The sequence below is a fragment of the Pseudomonas sp. YNh genome (assembly GCF_037993085.1).
Classification (GTDB): Bacteria; Pseudomonadota; Gammaproteobacteria; order Pseudomonadales; family Pseudomonadaceae; genus Aquipseudomonas; species Aquipseudomonas putida.
Genome location: NZ_JBBMRJ010000060.1, coordinates 1 through 11,017, shown reverse-complemented (window position 1 = coordinate 11,017; position 11,017 = coordinate 1). Strand labels below are relative to the sequence as shown.

The following is an 11,017-nucleotide window of genomic DNA, read 5'->3' as shown; positions in this document are numbered from 1 at the left end:
GGCACCTCCTATTTGGGCCTCATTATGAGGCTTGGAGGTGTCTACGAAACCAGGGGCGATTCATTATAGGGTTTGGGTGGGTAAATACAGAAGCACATTTGGTAAACAACAGATCAGAATTTGACTCGTGCTTCGCGATCACATCGGATCGCAGTGAGGCTAGAGGTGCAATCCACCACTACCGCGCCGTGAAGTCAGCCATTCCACGAGAACAGCTATGTACCAAGTGAAATATGATCTGCCTGACGTCCAGACCAGCCTCGAATTTCTTCTTGAGCAAGTCATCTATGGTGCTGAAGCGATCATCTGCCGTGACGGGGTCGAGATCGCCCGGGTAACAGGTATCAAGCGTCCCCCTAAAACTGTTGTCACTGAGATCTCCCGCCCGCATGAGGCCAAGCGCCTGTCTCGCGTGTCGTAACCTCAATTCGCTTGGCTGGGTATCAGTAAGACATGCAAGACACCATGAGTCCCTTTCCACGGCATAGTGCTGTGGATGATGTATACGGTTTGTTCATAGGCATCGCGCTTGCCTCAACGGGTATCGCCATCCTTGGGAAAAATGGCTTGATCACGGGTGGGATCGCGGGAATGGCGCTGCTGGCTTCCTTCGTCACGCACTACGCGTCGTCCTTGCTGGTGCCTGTGATCAATGTGCCATTCCTGCTTTTCGCCTTATTTACCATGGGGCGTGCTTTTACCCTGAAAAGCGTTATTGTCAGCTTCTCGCTTGGATTGGGGGTTCACCTGATTGGGCCCATGTTGAACCTGGCAGGGATCAATCCTGAGATTGGCTGCATTCTTGGAGGAACACTCCTGGGCATGGGGATTTTGTGCCTGGCTCGCCATAACGCATCGATGGGCGGTACCGGATCGATAGTGCTCTGGATTCAACGCAGGTTTTCCATCAACGCGGGCGTTGCGCAGCTTGCCTGTGACGTGCTCTTGTTCGTGGCGGCAAGCTTCTACTTGCCTCTCAAACAGATGGTCTGGTCGTTAATTGGTACGGTTGCCATGAACGCGATCTTGATCAGCTGGCATAAGCCAGGTCGCTATCGCGGTTGAGGTCGATCGAGGGAGGGGAGTTCCGAGTGGTTGGTCAAGCGTGTTGTGCACGACCGAAAGCCTCCCACGTGTAGGCTTTCCTAGTAACTTTTGTTGTGTACGAGAGCTTCAGTTTGCGTTTTCTGCATTGGATGCCCCATCTCTGACTTTACGCCTAAGAGCCTACTGTCTAAAAGGCTGCCCCGGAGTGACCATGCGTGGTGACCACTCCAAGGCAGCAAAAGTGTTGAACGCTAAAATTTGATCAAGTAGCTGAGTATCAACCGATTCTCGTCGGCGCTATCTGTGTACGTGGAGCGGTAGGTCGAATTCCGCCAGCGAATGGAGAAGTCCTTCAATGGCCCCGACTGCACGACGTAGGTAATGTCTGTTGAGCGCTCCCACTCTGTACCGTCATCATTCTCCCTTCTAAGGCCTGCGGCCTTGCTGCCAGAGATCTGCTCGGGATCAATCTGATCGCCCCGGACGTACCGTGCTGTGAAGCTGAGCCCAGGTAATCCATAAGCTACGAAGTCGAAATCGTATCTGGCGTGCAGTGCTCGCTCACTTTCCATGCCAAACGCACTCACCAGCATTTCGCTGAATAGGTACGTATCACTGCCGGCGAGATAGGGATAGGCAGATTCTCCTCGGCTTTTCTGATACCCACCGCTAATGGTATGTGCACCAATTTTGTAGCCAAAATTGGTGCTCAACGTCCTGTTATCGACATTGCCGGCAAGGGCACGACCATCATTGCCTGCGTCAAAATAGCGAATCTCTGCAAAGGCCTTTCCGCTGCCTACAGGCATACTGTACTGCAGCCCCAGATAGCTTTTGTCATAGATATCTTCGAGCTTAGAGTGGTGAGCGCTCAGGATGAGGTTCGGGCTCGGCTTGTAGTCCAGGCCCAAGTAGCCCATGCCATCACTTTTGGCAGAGCCAGCGAACGCTCCGGACATTGAGGTTATGGTCATGTCTTCAAAGTTCGAGGAGTCGCGAGCCTTTACCTGTTCAATACGTCCAGCTGTTAACGTGAGGCTATCGATGTCGCTGGATGTAAGCAGAGCGCCGTTAAATACCTGAGGTACGAGACGGCTGTAATTAGCCGCTAACAGTGGCAAAGTCGGCGTCAAGGCGCCGATCTTCAGTTCAGTCGCTGAGATTTTCATTTTTGCAGTTGGCGCCAGGGTAGAGAACTCGTCAGCTGCGCGTCCGTCGCCGTGTTTGGGCAATAGCCCAGTACCGGTTCGATCAGGACTTGAATCGAGTCTGATCCCAAGCATTCCGATCGCGTCCAGACCGAATCCCACAGTTCCCTCTGTGTAGCCGCTTTGAGCGCGAAGGATGAACCCTTGGGCCCATTCTTCACGTTTGGATTGGGTCGATGTGTCGCTGCGAAAGTCCCTGCTGAAATAGAAGTTTCTGGCCTCAAGTGTCGCCTTGCTATCACTCAGAAACTCGGCTTGAGAGACGGCAGGAAGGGCTAGCCCAAGAAGTGGTACGAAAAGCGTGCCAGAGCATGTTCTTGTCATTGTTATCTCCAATTGCACACACAGCAGAGCCCGGCACGCGGCGCTTGGGCGCACGTGCGGGCCAGTTCGTATCAAGTGACGGGTGCCCTGTCGGGCACCTAGGGATCAAGCGACCTTGCGATCGTTCGGAATGCCCCAAAGGATCAAGGCAACACAGATGAAGCAGAAGGGGGCCAGCGCCAACATACCCATATAGGTATTGCCGGTGAGGTCGTTGATGTAGCCGACCAGCAGCGGTGCCACCATGCCGCTCAGCTGCCCGACGGTGTTGATAGCCGCAATACCGCCAGCAATGGCCAGTCCGGCGAATGCTGTCTGGGGAATTGTCCAGAAGATCGGAATGGCGATGAACACACCTGCCGTGGCAAGCACCAGGAAAGCTGTCAGGAGGTAGTAATTGCCATTGAAATAGCAGGCTGCGAAATAGCCGATACCACCCACCAGCATGCACTGCCACAGATACCGCTTACGTTCGCCGCTCGCGTCCGAGCGACGTGTCACGAAGACCATCCCGATGGCCGCGACGAGGTAGGGCAGAGCGGTGAGAAAGCCCACCGCCATCTGGTTTTTAACCCCGGATGAGCCGATCAGATGCGGCATCCAGAAGTTCAGGCCGTAGCCAGTCAGCTTGACCATGAAGTAAATCGCCGAAAGGATTGCCACTTCGCGGGTCAGGATGACCTTGAGCAAGGAGGCATGGATCGGTTTCGAATCCTTCTTGTCGTTATCCAGGTTGCGCTGGAGCAGGTCTTTTTCCGACTGGGTGAGCCACTTGGCCGACTGGATGTCGCGATCCAGCTTGAACAGCACAATGACGCCCAGCAACGCACATGGCAGGCCTGACAGCACGAACAGCCAATGCCAGCCGGCCAGCCCCAGGAAGCCGTTCATGTATTCCAGGATGACACCAGAGACCGGGGCGCCCAGGACACCGGAAAGCGGTATGGACAGAAACCAGATGCCGTTCATGCTGGCCAGGTTCTTTTTAGGAAACCAGCAGGCGAGATAGAACAAAAGTGCAGGGCCAAAGCCGGCTTCCATGACGCCAATCAGAAAGCGCAGGAAGTAAAGGGTGTACTCGTTGTAGGCGAATACCAGGCAGGCTGTTGCGATCCCCCATGACACCATGATCCGGCAGATCCAGCTGGGCGCTCCGTATTTCTTCAGGCCGAAGCTGCTTGGAACTTCGAACATCACATAGCCGAAGAAGAAGATGCTCGCAGCAAATCCGTAGGCGGCATCACTCAAGCCCAGCTCAGCCTGCATCTGGGTCTTGGCGAAGCTGATGTTGATTCGGTCGAAGTAGGAAAATAGGAAGCAAACGATGGTCAAAGGCAGAATTCGCCATGCAATACGGCGATAGAGAAGCAGTTCCTTCAAATCTGGAGCAACGTCAGTCGCTCGCTGAGCCATGGTGGCCATATTGCATTCTCCTTAATTGTATTTGTTGGAGATCTAAGTGAATTACGTAAAATCTCATCAGCATCCGTAGCATTTTTCGAATTGCACTTATCTTGGATTTCAGTCCACATTCAACTCGCGTTTACTCAGTAGAACACCATCTTCGTCTGCATAGATCCAATCGCCCTGACTTATGCAGCTTCCACCGAGCATCAGCGTGGCACCTGGCTTGCCTCCAGCGAGGTTCTGCGAACGGATAGGCCAGGTTCCGGTCGCAATGACGGGCAGGTCAATGATTGCTAGAGCCTTGGTATCGCGAACGTTCCCGTTGATGAGAACGCCGCTCCAGCCATTGCTCAATGCCAGCGTGGCGAGGTTGTCGCCTAACAGTGCTCCCATATGGTCGCCTGAATCGATGACAAGCACTTGCCCGTTGCCGCTCTGCTTGAGCAGTTGACGCAACTCAAGGTTGCATCCTCTTGCTTCCAGGGTGACTGCTTGGCCCTTGAGGTACCGAGAGGTACCAAACCACTGCCAGTTGCCACGAAGGACGCTCAGTTGGCCGATATCAATCGCATCGGCATAGCGATCGCATAGGTCGGAAGTGGAGATGCTCATGCTACAACCACCAGAGAGCGCTCTGCTTTTTGAAGCGTATCGAAGCTGCCGAGGTAGCCCAGGAGGGCACTTGCTGCCACCGTGTAGGGGCTGGCGAGCCAAACTTGACCAGGGCCTGAGCGACCAGGGAAATTCCGGTTGATTGCACTCACAGTGACTTGGTCGGAGCGAGTGGACGAGCCTGGGCCGCAGTTCGCGCATGCGCCGCAACCTGGCATGATCAGCTCAACACCAGCCTTCTCGAAGGTCTGCAGGTAACCCTGTTCCCTGCAGTAGTCGCGCACTGCCAGCGTCCCGAACTGCAGGAACAATTTCGTGTGTTCAGGGATCCGGAATCCACGAGCCAAGCCCCAGGCAAGTACTTCGTGGTAGTAATCGAAGTCTTCGCGCTTGCCTGCTGTGCAGGATCCACCGTAAGCGATATCGATCGAGACCCGCTCGCCTAACTCAGCGATCGTCATGCCGTTACCAGGGTCACCTGGTGCGGCTACCATCGGCACGAGCTCAGAGCAATTGATGGTGATGTGCTCTTTGTATTCAGCGTCAGGGTCACTGAACAGCCAGTCTTCAAGTTCGACTTCTATGCCGCGTCGCTCTCGGATGAAGTCGATTGCCTTTTGGTCGGGGATGACGATGCCGGTAAAGCCGCCAAGCTCAGCTACCATGTTCGTCAGTGTTGCTCGCTCATCGATGGACAGACCAGCGACTGCCTCGCCGCTGTATTCAAAGACAGCACCAATAGCTTGGCCCTGGCGAATAGGCTCACTGCGAAGCAGCTCCAGCACGACGTCCTTGGCTGTAACATCCGACTTTAGGGCGCCAACCAACTCGACTTTTATCACCTCAGGCATGCGGCAGCGGATGAAGCCAGTCGCCCAGCTATTGGCGATGTCCGTTGCTCCCGCACCAAAAGCGAGGCATCCAAGTGCACCAGAGTGAGGTGTATGAGAGTCGGTTCCCACGACAACCTGGCCTGGCAGCGCGTGTTTCTCGGTCAAGAGTGCATGGCAAATACCCTCGGATCCGCTCTGGCCTTCCAGAGCACCATGAGCCAGAACAGGGTACTGACGAACGAAGGTATCGTGCGCCGATGCCAGGCCACCGACAGCAGCGAGCAAGTTATCCCGGATGTGCGGGAAGCTTTGGTTTGCCAAGATCAGATGGTCTTGGAATGCGATGATTTCGTGAGGTCGAGCTAGATCGACAGGGTTACCGAATGCTCCGTGCATCAGGTGTGCACACATCCCGGTAAAGTAGTCATGGCTGAAGCGCCAGTCGGCGGACAGGAATACGCCGTCTCCACGAGACAGATCGCCTGTTGGTGCGACGCGGCGGCGTTCGATAATTTTCTCGACCAGCGTCATTGGCCGCCGGCCTTCTGGGATCGGGTTGAAAACTTTGTCTGGATTTCGGGGCAGGTTGAGCTTGCTATAGGGCAGCAGTCCACCAGCACGGATGACTTCCTGCGTAACGGCGTCGCGGCCAACCAGGAATTCGTCGAGCTCGATTTCTTCTCCCGCACGAATCCGATCTATCAACGAAAAGTCGGTCGAGGTGTAGATGCCGATGTTGTCGCAGTTCTGGCGATAGATGCGCTCGAAGCTGTCGGCGATGATCAGGCGGATGCCTGCCGACTTTTCTGCGAGAGGACTGGACTCGCGAGAGGAACCTTTTCCGTAGCGTTTGCCCGCTACCGTAATCTCAAAACCGCCGTTCTTAACGGCGTCGTTGCCAATCGGCAGTTTTCCTTCGGTTTTGAATCCGACATAGGGGTAGGTACCCAGCCGCTCATCGTAGGTCATCATGATGACCACGGGGGTGATTTCGTCGGTAGAAATGTTATCGCGAAGCGGGAGGGTGTCCTGCAAACTCAGGTCATCGCCGTTGATTTGGCGTTGCACTGCATCACTGTTGCAGGATAAAAACAGAAAACGGCCAGCGAAACGTATTCTTTTTGTCATGGGTATCTCCTCAACATGAGGCCATGATAGGAAGCACCAACGTACGCTGCTGTGATGATTCCTCACTCCTCTCATGACGAAATTTCTAATCAGCTATGCAATCTACTTGGCGCTTTGACCCAACCACCCTTCGGCTTTTCATCGCTACCTGCGAAGAGGGCAGCTTCACTCGAGCTGCAGAAAGGGAGAGCATGGTTCCGTCGGCGGTGAGCAAGCGTATGGGGGAGCTGGAGGAGGTTGTTGGCTCGCCTCTGTTTTACCGCTACAACAAGGGCATTCAGCCTACGCCGGCTGGTGCATGCTTTCTTGCGCACGCTCAGAAGCTTTTGAGCGAGCTCTTGCGAATGAGCTCTGACTTGTCACAGTTCGCTAGCGGGGTTCGGGGGCACGTGCGCATCCACGCCAACCGATCCAGCATCATCCAATTTCTTCCCAATGACCTGAACCGATTTTTGGCCGCTCATCCTAACGTCGATGTGGATTTGGAGGAGCGCACCAGCGCTCAGATTTTGGAAGGTGTGATTGGAAACGAGAGCGACATCGGCATCGGCGCAGGCCTCTCTGCTGCTTCTGCGCAGGGGTTGAATGTCCAAGAATACCGTAGAGATCGCTTGGTCATCGTCGTCAGAGAGGATCATGCTCTCGCTGCGAGTGAGCCCATTGAGTTCGCTCAAAGCCTTCAGTACAAGCACATCGCCCTTCACAGAGACAGCCCGCTTTATCAGACGTTGGACAAGGCTGCGCGCAAAGCAGGTAAGAGCATCAACTACAGGGTTCATCTGGAGAGCTTCGATGCCGTGTGCAGGATGATCCAAGGAGGGTTGGGGATTGCCGTGCTGCCGGATCATGCGATTTGCGAGTCCCCTGACGGGCCTTCGCTGGTTAGAGTTCCGCTAACAGATGATTGGGCAATCCGGCAGTTTCACATCGTTTCCAGACCAAACGATCTCACCAGTGCAACGGCTAAGAGTTTCCTTGAATTCTTGCGCACTCTGCATTGAGGAGGGTGGTGGCGCTTGGTGGCTCAGGACTACACCTCATTGGCAGAGATAAGAAACTGCTGGAAGGCGACGGCTTCAGGTTTCAGGTCGGCCTCAATCCGCCAGATGAGCCCTAATTCCATTGGAGGGACAGCGTCAGTGATCGGGCGCGCCTCGATCTTACGACCTTCCAACGACCAAGGGCGGAAAAGCATATCTGACAATATCGTAACCCCGAACTCATGTGCCACGAGACCCCGCACAGCCTCCATGGACGAGGTACGAAACGCGACCATTGGCTCCAGCTTTGCCGTTCGCCAGTAGCGCATGGCTGACCGCTCTCCCTCGTCGACGGTGGGAAGGATGTAAGCATGTTCAGCGATGTCGGAGAGGCTGATGGCTTCCAGATGCATCAAGGGGTGGTTAGGTGCCAACCATAGCTGCCTGCGTGAGCGCATCAAGACATGCCTTTCCCACAGCTGATTGGTGTCCACATTCGAGACAATCGTCAGTCCCAAGTCCAGCGACCCATCAGTGATGCCTTGCTCAATGCTTGGACGATCCATGTCGACCAAATCCACTTCGATCTGAGGGTAGCTCCGCTTAAAACGGGCCAGAAGGGTGGGGAGGTAGTAACCGAGCACCGTGTAGGACGCTCCTACGCGGACGGTTCCGTTCAGCGCGTGGCTCAGAAAGAGTGGCTGGGCTACTGCATCCTGAAGAGTATCCAGGATGTGACGCGCATGCCGATAGAACTTGTGTCCCTCTGCCGTGAGCTGGACGCCATATGGCAACCGCTCGAACAAGGGTACGCCAAGAATGGATTCCAGCTGGCTCACAGCGGTCGTAATTGCCGACTGGGAGACGTGCACCTTCAATGCTGCCTGTGAGAACTGGCCATGCTCCGCTGCGGCAACAAAGTAACGAAGCTGCCGCATGGAGATATCGACTCTTCCTGGCATGGAATACTCAGCCACCTGAAGTGATGTATTGATTGGCTTGGTTGTTGAAAAAGTCCCTTATGAGGAGCTCCAGCAACCTGTAGGTGTGGTCTGCGGCGGCGGTCAAGGTCTCGACCTTCGAGGTACATAGGTAGACGTGACGTACCACTCGGTCATCGTCAATTCTTATGGCATCAACCTCTCCCGCATTCTCTGCAGCCATCACAGCACTCAAGGGCAGAATCGAATGGCCGAGCCCTTCGTGTACCGCCTTGAGCAACAGCAAGGGTGAATTTACTTCAGCGACAACCAGTGGTGTGACGTTGTGCTTTGCAAAAATGCGCTCGAGCGTCTCGCGTACTCCATTCGGGCGGCTGACCAAGAGTAGTGGTTCGCTGAAAGGCCGCAACACATCTACCGATTCAAGCATGGGAAGCTCGCCTTTTGGCCCGATCCAAAGCATTGGCTCAGTAGCGACCTTGTTCATCACCAAGCCACCGTCTGTGGAGTCGTCGAACACCACGGCTACGTCCAGTTTTCCGCGAGCGAGCAGATTCGCAAGAAACGAGCTTGGCCCTTCGATAATCTCTACTTTGATGCCTGGCGCAGACTTCTTTAGCTCTTTCAGGAGCGGTAATCCCACTCGGGTTGAGACCGTCCAAGGGAGGCCAATGGTGACCACGCCGGCAATCCCTTTCTCCGCTTCACTGGCGATCAGTTTTGTAGCCTCAACCTGTTTCAAAATCAGGTGCGCCTGCCGCAGCACCGCTACGCCAGCGGCTGTTGGTGCCACGCCCCTGACACTCCGAAGCAAAAGCTTGACCCCTAACTCCTTCTCCAGGTTGGCCAATTGATGGCTTAGGGCAGGCTGCGCGATGTGCAGGGTTTGCGAGGCCCGTGAAAAGCTGCCTTCCTCTACGATCTGGATGAAGTATTGGAGCTGGCGCAGGTTCATTCCCTGAGTCCTCCGGCTGCGGAGATCTCATCCTATAGCAAAAAACGATAGAGGCATCTGCAAACAGTATTTTTTGAACCACGTGTGGCTGCCTACCCTTGGGTCGAACAACAAAAAAGAGGTTCGATCATGAGTGGGCATGTAGATTTGAGCCGCGAAGGGTTTGTCGCAAGGCTGACCCTCGACAGTCCCGGCAAGTACAACGCCGTTAGCCAGTCGATGTGGATTCAGATAGGCGATATCGTTGAGGAGCTTTCCACGGACGATCGCATTCGCTGCATCGTATTCAGCGGTGCGGGCGACAAAGCCTTCAGTAGTGGCGGTGACATCGACGAATTCGAGTCGATCCGAGGTACCAAAGAAAAGGCCGAAGCGTACGGTCGCCATTGTCACAGGGCGATGCGCTTGGTGCAGCACTCACCCATTCCTACTCTTGCTGCCATTCGCGGTATTTGCATGGGCGGCGGGCTCGAACTGGCAGCTCATTGCGATTTGCGAGTGGCCAGCGACAACAGCCGATTTGCCATTCCCATTGCTCGCTTGGGAGCCGTCCTTGCGTACCCCGAAATGGAAGGGCTGGTGCGCCTGGTTGGCGGCCCTACCGCGCTGGAGCTGCTCCTCGAATCTCGCACGTTCTACGCGCAAGAAGCCCGTGAGAAGGGCTTGGTTCAGCGAGTCGTGGCTGCTGACGAATTCAACGATGAAATTGAGAAGACGATTGAGCGGATCGTTGAAAACGCCCCCCTATCTGCGCGAACTCACAAGCGCTTCATCGAGCGTCTGCGTGCAAAGCATGAGCCGCTGAATACTGATGAATTGGCAGAGGGGTATGCCTGCTTCGACACCGAAGACTACAAAACAGGTTATCGCTCGTTTCTGGCTAAAAGCCGTCCAGTATTCCAGGGGAAGTAACATGACTAATCAGAAGCGCAAGGGCCCCTTGGCCGGTCTCCGTGTCATCGAAATGGCACACGTAATGTCTGGCCCGGTTGGCGGCCTGTTTCTCGCTGACATGGGTGCAGACGTGATCAAGGTGGAGAAGATTGATGGCGGTGACGACACTCGTCGCACCGTTCCACCGGCGATCAATGGGGAGGCCGCTTCCTACATGATCTTGAACCGCAACAAGCGCGGTATCGCCGTAGATGCCAAGCATCCGAAAGGTCGGGATGTGCTCCTGCGTCTGATGGCGAGCGCCGATATTGTGCTCGAAAACTACCGCCCTGGCGCCATGAAGAAAATGGGCTTGGGCTATGAGGAGCTTCGCAAGCTGAATCCTGGCTTGATCTATTGTTCCATCAGCGGATTCGGCAACGACGGCCCTTACGCCCAGCGGGCAGGCTATGACCTGATCTCTCAAGGTATGTCGGGCCTGATGAGCCTTACAGGCGAAGGGCCAGGCCGCGCGCCGGTGAAAGCTGGCGTACCGGTTGGGGATGTGACCGCAGGCATCTTGGCGGCCACCGGTATTCTTGCGGCCTACATCGAGAAGCTTCGTTCAGGGGAAGGCCAGTATGTCTGGGCCTGTCCCGTGACAACGGACGCCAAGAGGCGATACTTGAATCGTTCTCTTGGAGGTTGT

General features: G+C 55.2%; 11 protein-coding genes. 5 read left to right on the top strand and 6 right to left on the bottom strand.

Features of this window, described 5'->3' with window-relative positions; translation table 11 throughout:
* Nucleotides 1-217: 217 nt before the first annotated feature.
* Entirely contained in the window at nt 218-421 is a 204-nt protein-coding gene (locus WF331_RS28905) for a hypothetical protein (protein ID WP_232877736.1), read from the top strand.
* Nucleotides 422-492: 71 nt separating this feature from the next.
* On the top strand, nt 493-1,065 hold the full coding sequence (locus WF331_RS28900) for a YitT family protein (protein WP_232877738.1): 573 nt from the start codon (nt 493-495) through the stop codon (nt 1,063-1,065).
* Between the two features lie 233 nt (nt 1,066-1,298).
* On the opposite strand, the gene WF331_RS28895 is transcribed toward WF331_RS28900, so the two are convergent.
* The 4 genes from WF331_RS28895 to WF331_RS28880 all read right to left on the bottom strand — a co-directional run bounded on the left by WF331_RS28895 (nt 1,299) and on the right by WF331_RS28880 (nt 6,559).
* On the bottom strand, nt 1,299-2,579 hold the full coding sequence (locus WF331_RS28895; RefSeq protein WP_232877740.1) for an OprD family porin: 1,281 nt from the start codon (nt 2,577-2,579) through the stop codon (nt 1,299-1,301).
* Between the two features lie 105 nt (nt 2,580-2,684).
* Nucleotides 2,685-4,001: an MFS transporter gene (locus WF331_RS28890; RefSeq protein ID WP_196185102.1), complete on the bottom strand. Its 1,317-nt coding sequence runs from the start codon at nt 3,999-4,001 to the stop codon at nt 2,685-2,687.
* A gap of 99 nt (nt 4,002-4,100) precedes the next feature.
* On the bottom strand, nt 4,101-4,598 hold the full coding sequence (locus tag WF331_RS28885; protein WP_196185103.1) for a hypothetical protein: 498 nt from the start codon (nt 4,596-4,598) through the stop codon (nt 4,101-4,103).
* On the bottom strand, nt 4,595-6,559 hold the full coding sequence (locus tag WF331_RS28880) for an aconitase family protein (RefSeq protein ID WP_196185104.1): 1,965 nt from the start codon (nt 6,557-6,559) through the stop codon (nt 4,595-4,597). The genes WF331_RS28885 and WF331_RS28880 overlap by 4 nt, the downstream gene beginning before the upstream one ends.
* A 95-nt stretch (nt 6,560-6,654) precedes the next feature.
* On the opposite strand from WF331_RS28880, the gene WF331_RS28875 reads away from it, so the two are divergent.
* Entirely contained in the window at nt 6,655-7,560 is a 906-nt protein-coding gene (locus WF331_RS28875) for a LysR family transcriptional regulator (RefSeq protein ID WP_196185105.1), read from the top strand.
* Between the two features lie 29 nt (nt 7,561-7,589).
* On the opposite strand, the gene WF331_RS28870 is transcribed toward WF331_RS28875, so the two are convergent.
* Together WF331_RS28870 and WF331_RS28865 are read right to left on the bottom strand one after the other, a co-directional pair.
* Nucleotides 7,590-8,477: a LysR substrate-binding domain-containing protein gene (locus WF331_RS28870; RefSeq protein WP_232877742.1), complete on the bottom strand. Its 888-nt coding sequence runs from the start codon at nt 8,475-8,477 to the stop codon at nt 7,590-7,592.
* Between the two features lie 31 nt (nt 8,478-8,508).
* Entirely contained in the window at nt 8,509-9,435 is a 927-nt protein-coding gene (locus tag WF331_RS28865) for a LysR family transcriptional regulator (RefSeq protein WP_232877744.1), read from the bottom strand.
* A gap of 129 nt (nt 9,436-9,564) precedes the next feature.
* Between WF331_RS28865 and WF331_RS28860 the strand changes: the two genes are divergently transcribed.
* Both WF331_RS28860 and WF331_RS28855 read left to right on the top strand, forming a co-directional pair.
* The gene (locus WF331_RS28860) at nt 9,565-10,347 is read left to right on the top strand and encodes an enoyl-CoA hydratase/isomerase family protein (protein WP_340623549.1); all 783 of its coding nucleotides are present in this window, start codon (nt 9,565-9,567) and stop codon (nt 10,345-10,347) included.
* Between the two features lies 1 nt (nt 10,348).
* The coding region (locus WF331_RS28855) for a CaiB/BaiF CoA transferase family protein (RefSeq protein WP_340623548.1) at nt 10,349-11,017 on the top strand (669 nt) is incomplete at its 3' end.

Excerpts from the sequence above, each read along its gene's own strand:
- WF331_RS28885 (WP_196185103.1), bottom strand. The coding sequence starts at position 4,598 with ATGAGCATCTCCACTTCCGACCTATGCGATCGCTATGCCGATGCGATT.
- WF331_RS28880 (WP_196185104.1), bottom strand. The coding sequence starts at position 6,559 with ATGACAAAAAGAATACGTTTCGCTGGCCGTTTTCTGTTTTTATCCTGC.
- WF331_RS28860 (WP_340623549.1), top strand. The coding sequence starts at position 9,565 with ATGAGTGGGCATGTAGATTTGAGCCGCGAAGGGTTTGTCGCAAGGCTG.
- WF331_RS28865 (WP_232877744.1), bottom strand. The coding sequence starts at position 9,435 with ATGAACCTGCGCCAGCTCCAATACTTCATCCAGATCGTAGAGGAAGGC.
- WF331_RS28905 (WP_232877736.1), top strand. The coding sequence starts at position 218 with ATGTACCAAGTGAAATATGATCTGCCTGACGTCCAGACCAGCCTCGAA.
- WF331_RS28895 (WP_232877740.1), bottom strand. The coding sequence starts at position 2,579 with ATGACAAGAACATGCTCTGGCACGCTTTTCGTACCACTTCTTGGGCTA.
- WF331_RS28890 (WP_196185102.1), bottom strand. The coding sequence starts at position 4,001 with ATGGCCACCATGGCTCAGCGAGCGACTGACGTTGCTCCAGATTTGAAG.
- WF331_RS28875 (WP_196185105.1), top strand. The coding sequence starts at position 6,655 with ATGCAATCTACTTGGCGCTTTGACCCAACCACCCTTCGGCTTTTCATC.
- WF331_RS28870 (WP_232877742.1), bottom strand. The coding sequence starts at position 8,477 with ATGCGGCAGCTTCGTTACTTTGTTGCCGCAGCGGAGCATGGCCAGTTC.